The organism is Salinibacterium sp. CAN_S4 (assembly GCF_015752305.1).
Lineage (GTDB): Bacteria > Actinomycetota > Actinomycetes > Actinomycetales > Microbacteriaceae > Rhodoglobus.
Window position 1 is genome coordinate 407,447 of the sequence record NZ_JADOVB010000001.1, and the last position, 20,391, is coordinate 427,837.

Here is a 20,391-nt window from a genome sequence, read left to right on the forward strand (position 1 = left end):
CCCATAAGCTGGGCAGCGTCAGGAAAGGACCGGATGTTCACGAAAATTCTCGTAGCGAATCGCGGCGAAATCGCGATCCGCGCCATGCGCGCAGCATTCGAACTCGGAGCCAGGACGGTGGCGGTCTTCCCCTGGGAAGATCGAAACTCGATGCATCGGCTCAAGGCCGATGAGGCGTACCAGATCGGCGAGAAAGGTCACCCCGTTCGGGCGTACCTCGACGTGAGCGAAATCATCAGGGTCGCGAAAGAGTGCGGCGCAGACGCGATCTACCCCGGCTATGGATTCCTCTCAGAGAACCCCGATCTCGCGCAGGCTGCCGCTGAAGCGGGAATCACGTTCATCGGGCCGCCGACGAGTGTGCTCGAAATGGCCGGCAATAAGGTCACAGCCAAGGAGCACGCCATCGCCGCGGGAGTGCCCGTGCTCAAGTCGACCCCGGCATCCAAAGACCTCGATGAGCTCCTGGCTGGCGCCGACGAGATCGGCTTCCCCATCTTCGCCAAAGCGGTCGCTGGCGGCGGCGGTCGCGGCATGCGCCGAGTCGAATCGAAGGATGCCCTGCGCGGGGCTCTCGAGGAAGCCATGCGTGAGGCGGACAGCGCCTTCGGTGACCCCACGATGTTCCTCGAACAGGCCGTCGTGCGTCCGCGTCACATCGAGGTTCAGATCCTCGCAGACTCACAGGGCAACACCGTGCATCTCTTCGAGCGCGACTGCTCGGTGCAGCGTCGACACCAGAAAGTCATCGAGATCGCTCCGGCGCCGAACCTCGACGAGACCACTCGCCAGGCGATGTACCGCGACGCTATAGCGTTCGCGAAATCCATCGACTATGCCAACGCCGGAACCGTCGAGTTCCTGCTCGACACGGCGGGGGAGCGCAAGGGCCAGCACTTCTTCATCGAGATGAACCCCCGCATCCAGGTGGAGCACACCGTGACGGAGGAAGTCACCGATGTCGACCTCGTGCAGTCCCAGATGCGCATCGCGTTCGGAGAAACCCTGGCCGAGCTCGGGCTCGAGCAGAAAGACCTGAGACTGCGCGGAGCCGCACTGCAGTGCCGCATCACCACGGAAGATCCTGCGGCGGGATTCCGGCCTGACACCGGCAAGATCACGACCTACCGTTCGCCCGGTGGTGCCGGCATCAGACTCGACGGCGGCACGGTCGCCGCTGGAGCCCAGATTTCGCCGCACTTCGACTCGATGCTCGTGAAGATGACGTGCCGAGGTCGCGATTTCGCCGCGGCCGTCACTCGCGCGCGACGCGGGCTCGCGGAGTTCAGGCTCCGCGGTGTCACCACCAACATCCCCTTCCTGCAGGCCGTGCTCGATGATCCGGACTTCATCGCCGGCGATCTGAGCACGTCGTTCATCGAAGAGCGGCCATGGCTCGTGCGCGGGCGACAGTCGAAGGACCGCGGAACGCGCATCCTGAACTGGCTGGCCGATGTGACGGTGAACCAGCCGAATGGCAACGGTGACGGTCTCATCGACCCGAAGCTGAAACTGCCGAATGTCGACCTCGATGCACCGGCTCCCGCAGGCTCGCGCCAGAGGCTGCTCGAGCTCGGCGCCGTCGGATTCGCAAGTGCTCTGCGGGCGCAGTCGCCACTGGCCGTGACGGACACCACCTTCCGTGATGCTCACCAGTCGCTGCTCGCGACCAGGGTGCGCACCCGCGATCTTGCTGCGGTGTTGCCGCACGTGGCCAGGCTTACCCCGGAGCTGCTCTCGGTCGAGGCCTGGGGCGGAGCCACCTACGACGTGGCGCTGCGCTTCCTCGGTGAAGATCCGTGGGAACGCCTGTCGACCATGCGCGAGGCGCTGCCCAATATCGCGATTCAGATGCTGCTCCGCGGCCGTAACACGGTGGGATACACGCCGTACCCCACCGAGGTCACCGACGCGTTCGTCACCGAGGCGGCAGCGAGCGGCGTCGACATCTTCAGGATCTTCGACGCACTCAACGACGTCGACCAGATGCGCCCCGCCATCGACGCCGTGCTTCAGACCGGCACCGGAGTCGCCGAAGTGGCCATGTGCTACACGGGGGATCTGCTCGATCCGGCGGAATCGCTGTACACGCTCGACTACTACCTGCGACTCGCCGAGAAGATGGTCGCAGCAGGCGCGCACATCCTCGCGGTCAAGGACATGGCCGGATTGCTGAGGGCGGATGCCGCGTTCCAGCTGGTTACCGCCCTGCGCGAGCGGTTCGACCTGCCGGTCCATGTCCACACCCACGACACCGCTGGCGGCCAGCTCGCGACTCTGCTCGCGGCATCCCGCGCCGGAGCCGACGCCGTCGACGTGGCGAGTGCCCCGATGGCCGGTACCACCAGCCAGCCCTCGGCCTCGGCTCTCGTCGCCGCACTCGCGCACACGGACAGGGACACCGGGCTGTCGCTGCAGGCAGTGTCCGACCTCGAGCCGTACTGGGAGGCTGTGCGTCACGTGTACAGGCCGTTCGAATCCGGGCTGCCAGGGCCGACCGGCCGTGTGTACAAGCACGAGATCCCCGGTGGCCAGCTTTCGAACCTCCGCCAGCAGGCGATCGCGTTGGGGCTCGCCGACCACTTCGAGAAGATCGAAGACCTCTACGCTGCGGCCAACCGCATGCTGGGTCGGCCGCCGAAGGTGACACCGTCGTCGAAGGTGGTGGGCGATCTCGCCCTCGCCCTCGCCGCCGCGGATGCCGATCCCGACGATTTCGAGCAGAATCCCGATAAGTACGACATTCCGGATTCGGTGATCGGATTCATGGCCGGCGAGCTCGGTGAGCTTCCCGGCGGGTGGCCTGAGCCGTTCCGGTCGAAAGTGCTGAAAGGTCGCACCGTCAAGATCGGTGTCGAGCCGATCAGCGCAGAAGACCAGGCGGCTCTCGACGGAGACTCGCTCGGACGCAGGGCTGCCCTCAACCGACTGCTGTTTGCTGGACCGGCCAAGATCTTCGAGCAGGGTCGAGAGGCCTACGGTGACCTGTCGGTGCTCGATACCGTCGACTATCTCTATGGCCTGCACCCCGGCACCGAGCACGTCATGGAGATAGAGAAGGGCGTCAGCCTGTACATCGGTCTCGAGGCGATCGGCGAAGCCGACGAAAAGGGTATGCGCACGGTGATGACCACGCTCAACGGTCAGTTGCGTCCCGTTTTCGTGCGCGATTCGAGCATCAAGGTCGACGTGAAATCGGCCGAGAAGGCCGACGCTGGCAAGCCGGGACAGGTTGCTGCGCCCTTCTCTGGCGTCGTCACGCTGCAGGTGGCCGAAGGCGACACCGTCGAGGCCGGTCAGGCCGTGGCATCCATCGAGGCCATGAAGATGGAGGCCGCGATCACCACGAGTGTCTCGGGCACCGTCGTCAGGCTTGCGGTTCCCGCGACCCAGCAGGTGGATGCGGGCGACCTTCTGGTGGTCATCGAATAAGGCCGGGGAACGACGGCAGTCCGCAGCCGGAAAGCTGAGGATAACACCGGCGTGTGAACCAGTAAAGTTGAGTGTTTGCACCGAAAGGGAACGACCTTGGTCACCAGTCGCACCACGAATGACGACACTGCTGACGCAGAGTCTGAGGAAACCGCAGAGTCCTCCGAACTGACAGAGATGTCAAAAGACGCGGAACTGTCCGAAGACGCTGAGCTGTCTGAGACAGACGGTGACGGGAAAGACACCGTCAGCGTCGACGACGACCACTCTGTTGACGATGCTGACCAGCCGGACGAGTCAGAACCAGAGCAGGCGTCGGAGTTGGCGCTCATCGACCCGGTCACAGAGAGCATGACCTTCACGGTGGCCCTGCCGGTGCAGGTGCACGTCACCCCTGACGACGAGGCTGCGGTGTCGATCTCCGAGATCGCCATTACGCCGGATTACATGGATGTCTCAGGCCCGGTCACCACCACTGTGACCATGTCGTCGGAACAGGCAGTGACGGTGCCCGACGAGATCGAAGAGGAGCAGGTGATCATTCCCGCCCTGCCAGCCCCCGACGATGTCTACACCCGCCGCGGACGCCAGCGAGGCGAGGTATCGACCGCTCCAGAGCCATCCACCATGCTGACCGCAGACCGGCTCATGTCCAACGGCAAGCGCAAACGCAGGCCAGCACCGGAGGGATTCTGGCAGCAGTTCGTCTACCAGGTCACGTTCCACGCTGTGAATGTCGGCGATTCCTACGCCGTGCGCCACCGCAAGTCCATCGATGCCCGCATCAGCAAGAACTTCGATGGCGGCACGAGGTTCGTGGCGGTTTTGACCCGCAAGGGCGGAGTGGGCAAGACCACGATCTCCGCGCTGCTCGGGATGGCCATGGCCGATGTGCGGGAAGACAGGGTCATCGCGATCGACGCGAACCCCGATCGGGGCACCCTCGCCGAGCGCATCACGCGCAATACCAGGGCAACCGTGCGTGACGTGATCACCCGGGCGCGATCGGTCAGCACATTCAGTGAGTTCCAGACTCTCATCTCCCGCGATGAGACCCGTATGGACGTGCTTGCGTCGGACGCGGATCCCACCATCTCCGAAGCGTTCGACGAGGACGACTACAACGTGGTCGCCGACATCGCCGAGCGCTTCTACTCTGTCGCCGTCACGGACTGCGGCACGGGCATGCTCCACTCCGCGATGAGTGCGACGCTCCAGCGGGCAGACTCCGTGATCGTCGTGTCGGGCGGAAGCGTGGACGAGGCGCGGCTGGCATCAGAGACTCTCACCTGGCTCGAATCCAATGGATACCCCGAACTGGTCAAGAACGCCGTCGTCGCCCTCAACACGGCCACCCACGGTACCAATCTCGTCAAGCTCGAGGAGATCGAGGCGCACTTCCAGTCGAGAGTGCGCGCCGTCGCGCGGATTCCGTACGACCAGTCGCTGGCGACCGGGTCTGTGATCAGGTACCACTCGCTGAAGCCCAACACGCGCAATGCGGCGCGTGAGCTGGCGGCTATCGTCGTCGACGGTCTCGACGAGCACCGGGCATCCTGACCGATGACGGTACGTGAGATTCGAGTATTCGGCGACCCCGTTTTGCGGTCAGCCTGCGACCCGATCAGGATCGGTGACCCCAGGGCGGCCCTGCTCGTCGAGGATCTGCTGCAGACTGTGCGCCTTCCCGGCAGGGCGGGGGTAGCGGCAAACCAGATCGGTGTCGGGCTGAGGGCCTTCAGCTACAACGTCGATGGCGAGGTCGGCTACATCATCAACCCGCAACTCGTCGAAACGTCAGGCGAGGCCGAACTGGTGGATGAGGGCTGCCTCTCCGTGCCGGGTTTTTACTTCCCGCGACTCAGGTTCCCGTTCGCGAGGGTGACGGGCGTCGACCTGGATGGCAATGCGGTCGAACTCAGCGGCGATGGCCTCATGGCGCAGGCGCTGCAGCACGAGACGGATCATCTCGATGGTCACCTGTTCATCGAGGGGCTCGAGCCCGCGGCAAAGAAAGAGGCCATGCGGTTGATCCGCATGGCCCCCTGGTACTGATCCTCCGGCTGCTACGGCGTCATCGAGATGCCCTCGGTGGCCGGGGCGCCAGCACCTGAGTACATGCCCTCGATCGAGTCTGCGAAGTCCTTCAGGATGACGTTGCGCTTGATGCTCATCTTCGGGGTGAGGTGTCCACTCTCTTCGGTCAACTGAGCATCGAGGATGAGGAACTTGCGGATGGACTCCGCGCGCGAGACCTGCGAGTTCGACGCGTCGACGGCCGCCTGCACTTCGGCGATGACCCTGGGGTTGCTCGCGGCCTCGGCGATCGTCATCGTCGCATCCAGTCCGTTGTTATTGAGCCAGACCGGCAGCATCTCGTCGTCGAGGGTGACCAGGGCGGCGATGAACGGCTTCTGGTCGCCCACGACGATCACCTGGCCGATGATCGGATTCGCGCGGATCGGGTCTTCGAGCACTGCCGGAGCGACCTTCTTGCCTCCGGCGGTGGCGATGATCTCCTTCTTGCGGCCCGTGATCTCGAGGTAGCCATCCTCGTCGATGACTCCGATGTCGCCGGTGCGGAACCACTCGCCGTCGAAGGCTTCGGCCGTGGCAGCGTCGTTGTTCCAGTATCCGGCGAAGACGTCGACGCCCTTGGCCTGGATCTCACCGTCGTCGGCGATGCGCACTGACACCCCGGGGAGCGGGGGGCCGACCTTGCCGATCTTGAAGTTCGAGGCGAGGTTGACGGAGATGGGAGCTGTGGTCTCGGTGAGGCCGTATCCCTCGAGGATGGTCATTCCGAGGCTCCGGTAGAAGTGGCCGAGCCTGAGCCCGAGGGGAGCCGATCCCGAGACCGCATATTTCACTCGACCACCGAGGGCAGCACGGATCTTGCTCAGGACGAGCCTGTCGAGCACAGCGAACTGGATCTTGAGGCCCAGCGGAACGCTGCCGGCATCCACCGCCTTCGAGTGGGCGATAGCCACCTGGGCGGCCTTGCGGAAGATCTTGCCCTTGCCGCCACTTTCGGCTTTCTGCTCAGACGAGTTGTAGACCTTCTCGAACACACGGGGCACGGCGAGCAGGAAGGTCGGTTTGAACGATCCCATGGAGGGGAGCAGCTGCTTCGTATCGGCCTGGTGGCCGACTTTCACTCCACCGTGCACCGACAGGACGGCGATGAACCTCGCGAAGACGTGAGCCATCGTGATGAACAGGAGGGTGCTGGATTCCGGGTTCACGACCTCGGGAATGGCGAGCGCCGAGTTGCGGCAGGTCTCGACGAAGTTGGAGTGGGTCAGGATGCAGCCCTTGGGCTTGCCCGTCGTTCCCGAGGTGTAGATGAGGGTTGCCAGATCCGAACCGTTGGCGAGATTGCGTCGACGTTCGATCTCTTCGTCCGAGACTCCGACACCGGATGCCGCGAGCTTGGCGAGATCGCCGGTGTCGATCTTCCAGGTGTGGGCCACGGCGGGTACGTCGGCGTGGATCTCGTCGAACCGGGCGAAGTGGTCGGCCGTCTCCGTGATCATCCCGATGGCTCCGGAGTCCGTCAGGTTCCAGAGGATCTGGCTCGGCGCGGATGTGTCGTAGATCGGCACGAGCACGGCTCCCGCGAACCACACGCCGAAGTCGATGAGACTCCACTCGTAGCTGGTCTTGCACATGATGCCGATCCGGTCGCCAGGCTCGATGCCGGCGGCGACGAAGCCCTTGGCGAGGGCGGTCACCTGGGAGAGGAACTCGGCCGCGGTGATGTCTGACCAGCCCCCCTCTTCGGTGGGGATCGAGAACAACGCACGGTCGGGGGTCGCTCTGACCCGTTCTACGAGCAGGTCAGTGGCGTTCGCTGAAGGGTCGGCTTCAACTAGGGCGGGAACGTCGAACTGTTTCACGGCATCTCCTTTGGCACCGGTCGGGGCTTTGACACCCCAGTCTACGCGGCGATCTGCGGGTCTTACAGGTATTCGGAGCCGCGTCAGCGCCCGATGGAGCCGCAATCGCCGTGGCGTGGGTAAACTCGACGACCGTGCATGCCATAGGAATCGACATCGGTGGAACCAAGATCGCGGGCGCCGTGGTGACAGAGGGTGGAGACATCCTCGCCGAAGAACGGATCGCCACCAATGCCGGCGACTCTGAGGCGATCATCGATGCCGTGGTCGACATGGTGCGCAGCCTCGCAGCACAACACGAGGTCTCGGCCGTGGGAGTAGCCGCTCCTGGATTCATCGACGTGGAGCAGTCCACCGTCTACTACACGCCCAATATCAACTGGCGGAACGAGCCGTTGCGGGATCGCCTGAATCAACGACTGTCACTCCCGGTCACCATCGACAACGACGCCAACGCCGCCGGCTGGGCTGAATACCGCTTCGGAGCCGGGCGCACGGTCGGTGACATGACCATGTTGACCATCGGGACCGGCGTCGGTGGCGCCATCGTGACGCGCGGCGGGCTGTTCCGTGGTGGCTTCGGCACGGGAGCCGAACTGGGTCACATGCGAGTCGTCCCCGACGGCCTGCCATGCGGTTGCGGTGCCCGCGGATGTATCGAGCAGTACGGTTCGGGTCGCGCGCTCCTCAGGATGGCCAATGAGATCGCCGATGTCGGCGGGATCGGCCTCGGTCTTGCCGAGGCCAGGCGTGTCGCGGGTGCGCTCGACGGCACCATCGTCGGCACTCTCATCGCGTCTGGTGATGCCGGAGCACTTCGCGCCCTCGAGCAGCTGGGTCACTGGCTCGGCCAGGCGTGTGCCTCCCTCAGCGCGATCCTCGACCCGGAGGTGTTCGTGTTCGGCGGGGGCGTATCGGTGGCGGGCGACCTGCTCCTGAACCCCATCCGCGACTCGTATCGGGAAAACCTGCCAGCCCGCGGCTATCATCCTGAACCAGCTTTCATGATTGCGGAGCTCGTGAATGATGCAGGAGTGGTGGGAGCAGCGGATCTCGCGCGGCTACGGCTGCTCGGTTGACGGGTCGGCGCTCGGTCGCGGCAGCACGGCATTAGAGTGGAGGCTCCCCAGTGAAGAGGTTGTGCGATGTTCTACTGGTTCATGAAGAACCTGGTGGCTGGCCCGCTGATCAAGACGGTGTTCAGGCCGTGGATCGTCGGGCTCGAGAACATCCCGAAGACCGGGGGAGTGATCCTCGCGAGCAATCACCTCTCCGTCATCGACTCGATCTTCCTGCCGCTGCTGATCGACCGTCGCATCTACTTTCTCGCGAAGAGCGACTATTTCACCGGTAAGGGGCTCAAGAACTGGGCGACGAAGCACTTCCTGCTCGGAACGGGGATGCTCCCGATCGACCGCTCCGGCGGCAAGGCATCGGAAGCGTCGCTCAACACCGGACTCGCCGTGGTCGCGAAGGGCAACGTGCTCGGGATCTACCCCGAAGGCACGCGCAGCCCCGACGGCAAGATGTATCGCGGTCGAACCGGCGTGGCCCGCATGATCCTGGAAGGGCATGTGCCGGTCGTGCCGGTGGCCATGATCGACACCGAAAAGGTCATGCCGATCGGAAGCACCATGCCCAAGGTGCGTAGGATCGGCGTCATCTTCGGTGAGCCGCTCGACTTCTCCAGGTTCGAGGGCATGGAGAGCGACAGGTTCATCCTGCGGTCGATCACCGACGAGATCATGTATGAACTCAGTCGTATCAGCGGGCAGGAATATGTCGACGTCTACGCCAGTTCTGTGAAAGAGAAGAAGGCATCCCGGAGCCGATAGGCTGTGCGGGGCTTCGTGCCCGCTCCGTTTTCGATTCGCCAGTTTTCGTCACAGCTAAGGAACCATCCCGTGGTCGACCCGTCAGAACCCGTAGTGCTCGCAGATCCAGACGTGATCGCGGGCCTCGATTATTGGCGGACCCTCCCCATCAAGCAGCAGCCGAGCTGGCCGAACCCGGATGCCGTGGGTGCGGCATCGGCGAAGATCGCCAGCCTGCCACCCCTCGTCTTCGCGGGCGAGGTCGATGTGCTGCGTGAGCGACTCGCCAGGGCCGCCCAGGGGGATGCCTTCCTGCTGCAGGGTGGAGACTGCGCCGAGACCTTTGCTGGCGCGACGGCCCAGAACATCAGGGACAGGGTCAAAACGATCCTCCAGATGGCTGTGGTGCTCACCTACGGAGCGTCGAAGCCGATCGTGAAGATGGGCCGCATGGCCGGCCAGTTCGCCAAGCCGCGCTCCAGCGACACCGAGACCAGGGGTGACGTGACCCTGCCCGCGTACCGGGGCGACATCGTCAATGGCTTCGACTTCACCCCGGAATCGCGGGAGGCCGACCCTGCCCGGCTCATCGAGGGCTACCACACCGCGGCATCCACTCTCAATCTGGTGCGCGCATTCACGCAGGGTGGCTTTGCCGACCTGCGTCAGGTGCACTCGTGGAACAAGGGATTCGCACAGAATCCTGCGAATCACGCGTACGAGAAGGTCGCCGGCGAGATCGACAGGGCCATCAAGTTCATGGAAGCGGCCGGCGCCGATTTCGACGAGCTGAAGCGCGTCGAGTTCTACTCCAGCCATGAAGGCCTGCTCATGGACTACGAGCGCCCGATGACGCGAATCGACTCCCGCACGGGGACGCCGTACAACACGAGCGCGCACTTCCTGTGGATCGGTGAGCGCACCCGGGAGCTCGATGGAGCGCACGTCGACTACTTCTCCCGCGTGCGCAATCCGATCGGTGTGAAGCTCGGCCCGTCGACCAGCGCTGACGACATGGAACGACTGATCGACAAGCTCGACCCGAACCGTGAACCCGGAAGGCTCACGTTCATCACCCGCATGGGTGCAGGCAAGGTTCGCGACGCACTCCCGCCGCTCCTCGAAGCTATCAAGTCGATGGATGCCACGCCGCTCTGGGTCTCGGATCCGATGCACGGCAACGGACTCACCACCCCGAACGGCTACAAGACCCGTCGCTTCGACGATGTCGTGGACGAGGTCAAGGGATTCTTCGCTGCGCACAGTGCAGCGGGAACCTACCCCGGCGGCATCCACATCGAACTGACCGGTGACGACGTCACAGAGTGCCTGGGTGGTTCAGAGCAGATCGACGAGGCGACTCTCGCGACTCGCTACGAATCGCTGTGCGACCCGCGACTGAACCACATGCAGTCGCTCGAGCTCGCGTTCCTTGTCGCCGAGGAGCTCACCGCGTTCTAAGCTGTGACGCCGTTGAGTAGCGAAAGGCGATAGTCGAATCTTCGCTTCAAGCGGAGAAGCCGACCTTAATCGTGCTTCCTTTGTCGACGAGTGTCCCGCCGGTGGGGTTGGTCGACGAGACGGTCACTAACCCTGGCGTAATGTCCACGAACGGGTTGTAGTCAAGCGAGAAGCCTGCTTCGACAAGAATGGGCTTGGCTTCTGACCAAGATAAGCCCACCACGTCGGGGATTTCGACCTGCTCCACACCCTTGGACGTGATGAGGTCGACGATGTCGCCCACCCTGACGATCTCGGCGCCCTCGGTCGGTACGGCGCGAATCACCGAGCCCTGGGGAATGGTGTCGCTGGTCTCTTCCTCACGAACAGCGCCCAGGCCCAGACCCACCTCATCGAGAGCGGCTGTAGCCTCATCGACGGTGAGGCCCGAGACGTCGGGGATGGATCCTGCGGACACGACGAGGGTGACCGCCCGGCGCTCGAAGTACTGGGCGACCCCCGTCAGGCTGGTTCCATCCACGGCGAGGGCATCGATGACGATGCCCTCGGCGATGGAGTCGTCGAACTGGCGGATGACGTTCTCGTCGAGCGTGAACGGGACGGCGAGGATCGCCGCTTTCGCATCGTCTTCGCTCATCCCGGCAAAGGCGGGGACATCGAGCAGTTGGGGCCCGGTCGAGATCAGAAGTTGCACGATTCCGCCGCGATTGATGCTCGACCCGCCAGACGGGTCGGTTGCCGCGACGGCACCCACGGGTACGACGGGATCACTGATCTGGCCGTTTTCAGGGTTCACCTCGAGACCGAGCGAGGTCAACTCGGCCGTCGCGGCCTCCACGGTGGCGCCGGCAAGGTCGGAGGGAATGGTGACGCTCGAGCCGGGGCCGAACCCGAAGTACCACCCGGCGGTTCCTGCACCCGCGACGAGAAGCAGGATCAGGATCACGATGAGCGGCGCGCGACTGCGGCGTTTCTTCGCGCTGCGGGCGAGGGCGGTCGTCGCATCGGAAGTGGATGACCTGGACAACGCGGACTGGGAGTGCACGGAGGTCGGTGCCAGCGGGAGGCGACCCCGCTGGCCGATGACCTGGGTTTCAGCGGTGGGTTCCTGCGATGCAGCGGTCGGCATCACCATGGTGCGCTGCACGGAGGTTGCGGCAGTGGTCGGCAGCGCCGTCATCAGGTCGCTGTGCACTTCGTACAGGCGATCGAGCATCGCCCTGGCATCGCGGGGTCGGTCGTCCGGTTCGCGGGAGGTCGCCCACAACACAAGCTCATCGAGCTCGGCCGGGACTTTTGCGTTCTTGCGGCTGGGGGCCGGGACCGAGTCGTTGGCGTGCTGGTATGCGATCTGCATCGGCTGCTCGCCCTTGAAGGGCTGCTCACCCGTCAGCATTTCGTACATCATGATGCCGATGGCGTAGATATCGCTGCGTGCGTCAGCCACGCCCCTCGTCACCAGCTCGGGAGACAGATATGCGATCGTGCCGAGGAGCGCAGCCCCCGTCGCGGTGTTTGCCGACGCTGCGCGGGCCAGCCCGAAGTCGCCGATCTTGATGCGGCCATCGTCGGCGAGCAGGACGTTCTCCGGCTTGAGGTCGCGATGCACGATCCCTGCCTTGTGAGCAGCCGCGAGTCCCGCCAGCACAGCCTCGAGGATGTCGAGGGTCTGCTCAGTAGTCAGCAGCTTGTGCTCGGTGAGGAGGTCACGGAGGGTTATTCCGGGAAGGTATTCCATGACCAGGTAGGCCATATCGCTGTCCTGGCCCTGGTCGAAGACATTGACGACGTTCGGATGCGCCAGCCGGGCCGCAGACCGGGCCTCCTGGATAAATCGCTCTTTGAACTTGCTGTCGTCGGCGAGGTGACCGTGCATGACTTTGATGGCCACGCGTCGTTCGAGACGCAGGTCGGTCGCGAGGTAAACGGTCGCCATGCCGCCGCGGGCAATCCGGGACCTGATCTGGTATCTGCCGTCGAGAAGGCGACCAATCATCGGGTCGGTGCTGTTGACGGTCACCACACGATTCTAAAGTTCGAGCCTGACCGTCCGCGCTCCTGACACGGCTTCGCGACGTTTCCGACCGCGAATCGGAGATGAAAGACGGCGAGAATCAGCCGAGCTCCGAGTACCAGGACCGAGCCGACGCTTCCCACTTCGCGTACGCATCGGGAAAGGCCGAGATCTGCACGGCCTGGGCCGCAACGGTAAGGGGCATGGACTGCCAGCCGGCGATGTCCAGCAGCCCATTCGTCCGTCCGATGTTGGGATTGGACGGGCCGCCATAGAAAAGCCTGGCCGCGTGGTCGGGTGTGGTCAGCTGGTCGACCGAACCCCAGCCGGCGCTCGGTCGTTGCTGGAAGAGTCCGACAGAGTCGCGGTCGCCCCAGGTGAGATTTCGGAGCGTCGACTCCTGCATCGCCGTCGCAAGAGCAATCACAATGCCTTCGCTCGGCACGCCGAGCTCGTGGCCGACCTGCACGATGACGGCCGCGTTGGCGCGCATCTCTTCATTCATGATCGTCACACTCGACCCGGTCGAAGCGATGTTGACCGTCGCGGGTGCAGCCGGAGATCCGGGCAGGGTGAGCGAGTCGCCGGAGAAGATGAGGCTGGATGCCTGCAGTCCGTTTGCCTCCAGCAGCGCCGGCTGGCTGACGCCCAGTTTCGCGGCGATTCCGGCGATGGTGTCGCCTGACACGATGGTGTAGGAACCGCCGGACGAGGCAGGAGTCACGTGGGAGGCGAGGTCGGCGGCGAGCACTGGTTCACTTTCCGGTACCGGCACGAGGGTGGTCGGAATGGTGAGGGTCTGATCGGGAAAAATGAGGCTCGATGCCCCCAACCCGTTCGCGCTGAGGACGGTGGCGGTCGAGACGCCGAACCTGGCGGCGATGGAACTTATGGTGTCGCCAGCGATGATCGTGTACTTGACGGTCGGAGTCACTTCGACAACGGGTTCCGGGGCAGGAGCAGGTGCGGCAGGAGTGCCGAGGGTCAGCACCTGGCCCGGGAAGATGAGAGACGACCAGCCGAGTCCGTTGAGTGCGAGCACCGACGCCGTGGACAGGCCATAGGCACCCGCGATGCTGCTGATGGTGTCACCGGCAGCCACGGTGTACGAGAGCGGTGCGGGTGTGTTCGCGGTGCGAACGAGGGTTGCGGCCGTCGACTTGATCGCGGAGTTCGCCGCGGCCATCGCTTCCCGGATCGTCTTGCCGAGTTCCATAGCCGAGCCGCGGCTCTTGAGAGCGGGTCTGGCTTCCGCAGCTTCGACGGGCCCGGTGAGGTTGAGAGTCATGGCGGCCATCGACCCGACGAGCAGCACGGATCCCGTCGTAAACGCTGTCTGCGCTGCTTTGCTTCGACGTGCCGGAGAGCGCGGAGCGGGTGTTATGCGATCGTGGCTGGCGGGTTGGAGCCCCGCGAAGACCCGTCGAGCGACATCGTTCGTGGAGTTCGAATGGGTTGCCATAATCGTGTCTCCGCCTCTCGCCCCCGCGAATGTGCTCGCCGCCCTCTGGCAACAACTCGTACCACGGTGGCACAGGAGATAACCAGTGTCAACCAACGTGACTGGTGTGAAAGCAATTTACGTGCTCGAAACATTGAGTTCAGAGGTGTCACTTCGGCAATCCGTGCGGTCTCGTGGCAGTCTTAAGGCGTGACCGAAACACCCGATGTCCAGTGGCTGACCATTCCGGACCTGACCGACATGCTCGGTCTCAAAGTGAGCCAGGTTCGTCGCCTGATTGAGGATCGCGCACTTCTTGCCAGCAAGATCGACGGTGTCTGGAAGGTTCCTGCGGCATTCATCGTCGGGGGCGAGCCTCTCGGCGAGTTGAAGGGAACGCTCATCGTGCTCGGCGACAGTGGCTTCAGCGATGAGGAATCGTTACGGTGGTTGCTGAACACCGACGACAGCCTCGGTGTCAGCCCGATCCAGGCATTGACGGCTGGTAGAAAAGCCGAAGTTCGCCGCGTAGCGCAGGCCCTCGGTTTCTGACCGCCGCCGCGAACCGCTCGTCGAGCCAGAAGCTTTGTCGGGGCGCCTCAGGCCACTCGCTGCGTGACGGTGTCCGCCAGGGAGAGCAGTTGGGCGCGGGCTGAGGCCGCGAGCGGCGCGTCCCGGATAGCGGCTCTCGCGAGTCCGACGTTGTGTTCGATGATGCGCTCGACGTGGTCGACAGCTCCGCAGTCGAGGAGCGCAGAACGGATCATTTCGACCTGGCGTGCATCCAGATCAGGATCACCGAGCAGATCGTCCACGACATTCTGCAGGTGGGTGGGGAGTTTCGTGCGTGCGAGTGCGATCAGCACCGTACGCTTTCCTTCCCGCAGGTCGTCTCCGGCAGGCTTGCCGGTCACCGCAGGATCGCCGAAAACACCCAACATGTCGTCGCGTAACTGGTAGGCGACGCCGAGGGGGAGCCCGAACGCTCGAAGTGCAGCAATCTGGGCGGGGGAGCCCCCGCCGAGTGCCGCTCCGATCGCAAGGGGTGCCTCGATGCTGTACTTCGCGGACTTGTACACGCTGACCCTGTGGGCCCGGGGGAGCGCCTCGGCCTCCGGGTAGGTGGCCCACGCGCTTTCTTCCAGGATGTCGAGGTACTGGCCCGCGGTCACCTCGGTGCGCATGGTGGCAAACTCCGCGCGTCCGGCAACTCCAGCGGCCCGATCGACCAGTTGGGACGTGCCGCGGTCGAACAGCTCGTCGCTCCAGCCGAGCAGCAGGTCGCCGAGCAACAGTCCCGCTGAGCGACCGAAGGCGGCGGCATCCCCCCTGAAGCCCCCGTCTCGATGGATCGTCTCGAATCTCCGGTGAGCCGAAGGGGCACCACGGCGAGTGTCTGAATTGTCCATGATGTCGTCGTGCACGAGTGCCGCGGCGTGGAACACCTCGAGGGCGGAGGCTGCGAGCACGATCCCGGGAAGGACGGACTCCGAGGTGGACGGGGCGAGCGGATCGAACTCATCGATCGATGCCGTCACCGATTGCCAGCCCCAGTAGCAGAACAGGGCTCGGAATCTCTTGCCGCCAGACAGGAACGACAGGGTCACATCCGTGAATTGCTCCAGTTCCGGAGCGATCGCCGCGAGCTCCACGGTGCGTTCAGAAACGAACTCGTCGATTCTCAGTTGGACAAGGTCAACTAACCGCGTACTCTCAGCCACCTGTCTAGCCTAGCCATCGCGGCGGGCGTACTATTGACCTATGCGCGTTTAGTGGATTTCACGCGTAGATCCCGAGAGATGAGGGGGCCAGGATGCCACTTTCCGAGCAGGAGCAGCGACTCCTTGAGGAGATGGAGCGCAGTCTCTACCAAAACGACGCCGACTTCGTCGCCACCGTCAACCCCCATCGCGGCAGGACCAACTACCGCGTCCTCGTGATCGGCGTGCTGATCGGTGTCGTGGGCGTGGCCACTCTCGTGGCTGGCGTCATCGTCAGGCAGCCCATTATCGGCGTCCTCGGTTTCGCCGTCATGTTCGCCGGCGTCCTCCTGATCTTCGCGCCACCGCGCAAGGGCACAGAGCAGTTGCCTTCGGCCCCGCCGTCGACGCCGAAGGCTCGTGGTGGCTCCAACAGTTTCATGTCGAATCTCAACGATCGTTGGGACAAGCGCCAGGACGGCCGGGAGTAGGTCGGTTCCGCCTCACGGCACGAGTACAGCAGTAACAGGGTCAGCCTTCGGGCTGGCCCTTTTTTTGTGCCCCATTGCACCCTGATCGGGGGCACGCGGCTAATTCCCCTCCACCCCTGTGAGCCCAGTGATCTCAGCGGATTCTGGAGATACTTCGTCTTTATTGAGTCATTTAATGGAGTTTGTGGGGCAAAGTGGAGTAAAGTGGAGGAAACCTGAATCCGGGCCGGAGAATGAGGGGAGGCTGCCGTGTTCCTAGGCACCTATGCCCCCAAACTCGACGACAAGGGCCGCGTCATCCTGCCGGCGAAGTTCCGCGACGAGCTCTCGTCCGGAATGGTCGTCACGCGTGGCCAGGAGCGCTGCCTCTACGTCTTCAGCCAGCGGGAGTTCGAGAACATCCAGGTCAAGGTTCGTCAGGCATCCCTGACGAGCAAGCAGAACCGTGACTTCCTGCGACTCTTTCTCTCCGGCGCCAACCAGGAGATTCCCGACAGCCAGAACCGTGTGACCATTCCCGCGAACCTTCGCGAGTACGCAGGGCTGGGGCGTGAGCTGACCGTGATCGGAGCGGGAGACCGCGCCGAGATCTGGAACACCGAGGCGTGGAACGCCTACTACGAGAGCGCTGAAGCCGACTTCGCCAACACGACGGAGGAGGTGATCCCGGGTCTCTTCTGATTCCTGTGCTCTTCACCGTTGACGCTGACTCCCAGCCGTACGCCCTGGCTTTCTTCCCCGATGCCAGGTCGCACCGGATGGGGATCAGCGTCAACGACGAAGTCCTTCGAACCTCCCGGATCAACATGGCAGACAACACCATCCACACCCCGGTCATGCTCGAACGCACCATCGAGCTCCTCGCGCCAGCGCTCGAGGCCGATGGAGCCCAGCTCGTCGATGCGACTCTCGGCATGGCGGGCCACGCCGAAGCGTTCCTGCAGCGCTTCCCTCGCATCACCCTGGTCGGAATCGACAGGGACCAGGATGCGCTCACCATCGCGCGTCGTCGGCTCGAGCCCTTCGCGGGCCGGGTTCACCTCGTGCATGCCGTGTACGACGAATTGGGCGCGGCGCTCTCCGGGCTCGGAATGGACCGAGTCTCGGGAATCCTGTTCGATCTCGGCGTCTCGTCGCTGCAACTCGACCGGGCCGAGCGCGGTTTCTCCTATTCCAAGGATGCCCCGCTGGACATGAGGATGGATGCGTCGAGCGAGCGCACGGCGGCGCAGATCCTCGCGACCTACAGCGAAGACGAACTCCGCCGGATCTTCTACCAGTACGGCGACGAGAAGCTCGCTCCGCGGTTCGCGAGCCGCATAGTGCAGCGCCGTGTCGACAGGCCTCTCGAAACGTCGGCCGAACTCGTCGAGCTGATCATCGCCGCCACGCCCGCCGCGGCGCAGCGCGCTGGTCATCCGGCAAAGCGGGTCTTCCAGGCCCTGCGAATCGAAGTCAACCAGGAACTGTCAGTCCTCGAGCGGGCAATCCCTGCAGCAGTCGACTCGCTCGAGGTTGGTGGGCGCATGGTCGTGCTCTCCTACCAGTCGCTCGAAGACCGCATCGTCAAGCGCGTGCTGCAGGCTCGTTCGGCCTCGACGGCCCCCCGCGGGCTTCCCGTCGAACTGCCGCAGCACCGCCCCGAACTCAAGCTGCTCGTCCGCGGCGCTGAGCTCGCCACTGACGAAGAGAAGTCGCGGAATCCGCGCGCCACTCCTGTACGGCTCAGGGCCGTCGAGAAACTAAGGGAAATAGCATGAGCGGCACAGCTGCATACGCCCGACCGCTTGTCGCTCCGGCACCATCTCCGACGATCCATCCGCACATCGAGATCGTCACCACTCGTGAGCAGCGCAGGGCTCGACCCAAGCTCGCGTACGCCGTTGTGACGATCATGAGCCTGTTCGCGATCTTCGCGGCCCAGTTGTTGCTCAGCATTGTCGTCTCCCAGGGCGCGTTCCAGATCGAGGCGCTGCAGCAGGAGCAGAAGGAACTGCTGCGGACGCAGGATGCCCTGAGCGAGAACCTGAACCTCTACGGCTCGACGCAGAACCTCGCCACTCAGGCTGCGCACCTCGGAATGGTGCCGAATCCGGCCCCTCTCACGCTCAACATGGACACGGGTGCCGTCTACGGCTCACCGGGAACAGCTGACCCGATGGGGTGCGGTGGCAACTGCAACCTCATCACCAATTCACTACTGACGGGCATGCCGCTGGTCGACGCTGCTGGCGCGACAACAGGAAACGCCGTCGCGCCTGTCGTTGCACCGGCCGCCGCATCGCAAACTGATACAGCACCATCGACCACCAACGTTTTGCCGGCGCCGGTGACCCGTTGATCCGAGACCGAGTGATCCGGTCCCGTTGATCCCGATCCGACAAACCTGAGGACGCACACCACATGAGAACACGCAGCAGCCGAGCCAGGATTTCGCTCGCCGTGCTCGTCGTCTTCGCCATCGTCAGCGTCTTCGTCGTCAGGCTGGTCGATATCCAGGTCGTGCGAGCCGACGAGTTCAATGCGGCATCCCTCGACAAACGGGGCAAGACCATCACGACTTACGGGGTCCGTGGTGACATCATCGACACCCACGGCGCGGTGCTGGCCGACAGTGTGCTCCGGTATGACATCACGGCGTCTCCGCGGGTTGCGCTTCTCCCGCAGGACGCCGCGGTATCGGTGCCAGCACAGCTTGCCGAGATCGCGGCGATTACGAAGCAGGATCCCGCGGCCATGTACGCCGAGATCACCTCGGACCCGACCTCTGACTTCATGTACCTCGTGAAGGGCGTCACGCTCGACGTGTTCGAACAGATCGACGCGCTCGACGTCTCGTGGATCTACCCCGAGCGCAAGTCGGCCAGGAGCTACCCCAACGGCGAGATTGCCGGCAACCTCGTCGGGTTCATCGGAACCGATGGACCGCAGGCAGGGCTCGAATTGAGCCAGGACGAGTGTCTCGCCAGCGACAACGGGTCGGTGACCTACGAGAAGGGTGAAGACGGAACAGCCCTCCCCGGCAGTGAAGTCGTCACCGAGCAGAGCAAGAACGGCGGAACACTGAGGCTGACGGTCGACCGCGACCTGCAGTTCTACGTACAGCAGCGCATGGAGCAGACCGCGCTCGAGCTGGGCGCCACGTGGGCGACGGCCGTGGTCATCCGTGTCGCCGATGGCCACCTGATGTCGGTCGCCGACTGGCCGACGCTCGACCCCAATAATGTCGACGACGCCTCACGTGATGCTCTGGGTTCGCGCGCGTTCAGTACGCCGTACGAGCCCGGATCCACGATGAAGGCCCTCACCGCGGCATCCCTCGTCGATTCCGGTGCGGTGAGTCCGGAGGATGGCGTGGTAGTGCCCTACTCGCTCGAGCAGCCCGACGGTAGCTCGATCCACGACGCGTTCTACCATGACACTCAGAACCTCACCCTCGCTGGGGCCCTCGTCGAATCATCCAACGTTGCGGTCGCACAATTCACCGACAGGCTGCCGGCTCCGAAACGTCACGACTACATGGCCGCGTTCGGACTCGGCCAGTACACCGAGGTGGACTTCAACGGAGAATCAGCGGGCCAGCTTCCCGATGCAGACCAGTGGTTCGGTCGCACGAACTATGCGGTCCAGTACGGCCAGGGCATGAGCGCCACGTCAGTCCAGATGGCAAGCGTGTTCCAGACCATTGGCAATAAAGGTGTCAGGATGCCCGTGACGCTCGTCGAGGGCTGCGAGCACTCCGACGGCACGACGACCGGAGTCCCGGCTGCCGACGGCAGGCAGGTGTTGTCGGAGTCGGCCGCGGGTCAGACCGTCGCGATGATGGAGCAGGTCGCGAATAAGAGCGGTTCTGCCTCGAAACTCCAGATTCCCGGCTACCGCACGGCAGTCAAGAGTGGCACCGCAGAGGTTGCCGTCGATGGCGGATATTCCGACAACAGTGTCGTGATCTCCTACGCAGGAGTTGCCCCGGCAGACAACCCCCAGTACGCCGTCGTGGTGACGGCAGGCATCCCCGATAGGGTGTTCTCGGGACTCATCGCCCCGACCTGGCGCGATGTCATGGCCCAGACCCTCACCACGTTCCGGGTGCCGCCGTCAGCATCTCCGGCCCCAGACCTGCCCGTCAACTGGTGAGG

The 20,391-nt window shown here is 64.1% G+C and carries 16 protein-coding genes; 12 read left to right on the forward strand and 4 right to left on the reverse strand.

All coding sequences use genetic code 11. From position 1 onward, the window contains the following. Positions 1 to 33: 33 nt before the first annotated feature. From IWX81_RS02080 to IWX81_RS02090, 3 genes are all read left to right on the forward strand, one after another. Positions 34 to 3,432, forward strand: a complete 3,399-nt coding sequence (locus tag IWX81_RS02080) for a pyruvate carboxylase (RefSeq protein ID WP_199279614.1) — start codon at positions 34 to 36, stop codon at positions 3,430 to 3,432. Between the two features lie 177 nt (positions 3,433 to 3,609). Next, a complete protein-coding gene (locus tag IWX81_RS02085; protein WP_334592718.1) occupies positions 3,610 to 4,992 on the forward strand; it encodes a MinD/ParA family ATP-binding protein in 1,383 nt (460 codons plus the stop codon). Positions 4,993 to 4,995: 3 nt separating this feature from the next. Further along, the gene (locus IWX81_RS02090) at positions 4,996 to 5,487 is read left to right on the forward strand and encodes a peptide deformylase (RefSeq protein ID WP_199279615.1); all 492 of its coding nucleotides are present in this window, start codon (positions 4,996 to 4,998) and stop codon (positions 5,485 to 5,487) included. A gap of 11 nt (positions 5,488 to 5,498) precedes the next feature. Here IWX81_RS02090 and IWX81_RS02095 read toward each other — a convergent pair whose 3' ends face one another. Then, positions 5,499 to 7,331 (reverse strand): AMP-dependent synthetase/ligase, encoded by a 1,833-nt coding sequence (locus IWX81_RS02095; protein WP_199279616.1) that lies wholly within the window; start codon positions 7,329 to 7,331, stop codon positions 5,499 to 5,501. A gap of 134 nt (positions 7,332 to 7,465) precedes the next feature. On the opposite strand from IWX81_RS02095, the gene IWX81_RS02100 reads away from it, so the two are divergent. From IWX81_RS02100 to IWX81_RS02110, 3 genes are all read left to right on the forward strand, one after another. Continuing rightward, the gene (locus IWX81_RS02100; RefSeq protein WP_199279617.1) at positions 7,466 to 8,410 is read left to right on the forward strand and encodes an ROK family glucokinase; all 945 of its coding nucleotides are present in this window, start codon (positions 7,466 to 7,468) and stop codon (positions 8,408 to 8,410) included. A gap of 66 nt (positions 8,411 to 8,476) precedes the next feature. Then, positions 8,477 to 9,166, forward strand: a complete 690-nt coding sequence (locus IWX81_RS02105) for a lysophospholipid acyltransferase family protein (RefSeq protein WP_199279618.1) — start codon at positions 8,477 to 8,479, stop codon at positions 9,164 to 9,166. Positions 9,167 to 9,235: 69 nt separating this feature from the next. Continuing rightward, positions 9,236 to 10,606, forward strand: coding sequence for a class II 3-deoxy-7-phosphoheptulonate synthase (locus IWX81_RS02110; protein ID WP_442977617.1), 1,371 nt, complete (start codon positions 9,236 to 9,238; stop codon positions 10,604 to 10,606). A 46-nt stretch (positions 10,607 to 10,652) separates the two neighbouring features. Here IWX81_RS02110 and pknB read toward each other — a convergent pair whose 3' ends face one another. Then, a complete protein-coding gene (gene pknB, locus IWX81_RS02115) occupies positions 10,653 to 12,626 on the reverse strand; it encodes a Stk1 family PASTA domain-containing Ser/Thr kinase (protein WP_199279619.1) in 1,974 nt (657 codons plus the stop codon). A 94-nt stretch (positions 12,627 to 12,720) separates the two neighbouring features. Next, positions 12,721 to 14,082, reverse strand: coding sequence for a LysM peptidoglycan-binding domain-containing protein (locus tag IWX81_RS02120; protein WP_199279620.1), 1,362 nt, complete (start codon positions 14,080 to 14,082; stop codon positions 12,721 to 12,723). A gap of 189 nt (positions 14,083 to 14,271) precedes the next feature. Between IWX81_RS02120 and IWX81_RS02125 the strand changes: the two genes are divergently transcribed. Continuing rightward, on the forward strand, positions 14,272 to 14,613 hold the full coding sequence (locus tag IWX81_RS02125; protein WP_334592722.1) for an Rv2175c family DNA-binding protein: 342 nt from the start codon (positions 14,272 to 14,274) through the stop codon (positions 14,611 to 14,613). Between the two features lie 47 nt (positions 14,614 to 14,660). Here IWX81_RS02125 and IWX81_RS02130 read toward each other — a convergent pair whose 3' ends face one another. Then, the gene (locus IWX81_RS02130) at positions 14,661 to 15,782 is read right to left on the reverse strand and encodes a polyprenyl synthetase family protein (protein ID WP_199279621.1); all 1,122 of its coding nucleotides are present in this window, start codon (positions 15,780 to 15,782) and stop codon (positions 14,661 to 14,663) included. Between the two features lie 92 nt (positions 15,783 to 15,874). Here IWX81_RS02130 and IWX81_RS02135 point away from each other — a divergent pair, with 92 nt between their 5' ends. From IWX81_RS02135 to IWX81_RS02155, 5 genes are all read left to right on the forward strand, one after another. After that, positions 15,875 to 16,252, forward strand: a complete 378-nt coding sequence (locus IWX81_RS02135; RefSeq protein ID WP_199279622.1) for a DUF3040 domain-containing protein — start codon at positions 15,875 to 15,877, stop codon at positions 16,250 to 16,252. 249 nt (positions 16,253 to 16,501) lie between these two features. Next, positions 16,502 to 16,933 (forward strand): division/cell wall cluster transcriptional repressor MraZ, encoded by a 432-nt coding sequence (gene mraZ, locus IWX81_RS02140; protein ID WP_097061047.1) that lies wholly within the window; start codon positions 16,502 to 16,504, stop codon positions 16,931 to 16,933. A gap of 125 nt (positions 16,934 to 17,058) precedes the next feature. Continuing rightward, a complete protein-coding gene (gene rsmH, locus IWX81_RS02145) occupies positions 17,059 to 18,012 on the forward strand; it encodes a 16S rRNA (cytosine(1402)-N(4))-methyltransferase RsmH (protein WP_199280396.1) in 954 nt (317 codons plus the stop codon). Beyond that, complete coding sequence (locus tag IWX81_RS02150; protein WP_199279623.1) at positions 18,009 to 18,593, forward strand: hypothetical protein; 585 nt, start codon at positions 18,009 to 18,011, stop codon at positions 18,591 to 18,593. Before rsmH ends, IWX81_RS02150 begins: the two co-directional genes overlap by 4 nt. Before the next feature lie 62 nt (positions 18,594 to 18,655). Next, complete coding sequence (locus IWX81_RS02155; RefSeq protein ID WP_199279624.1) at positions 18,656 to 20,389, forward strand: peptidoglycan D,D-transpeptidase FtsI family protein; 1,734 nt, start codon at positions 18,656 to 18,658, stop codon at positions 20,387 to 20,389. Positions 20,390 to 20,391 lie beyond the last annotated feature (2 nt).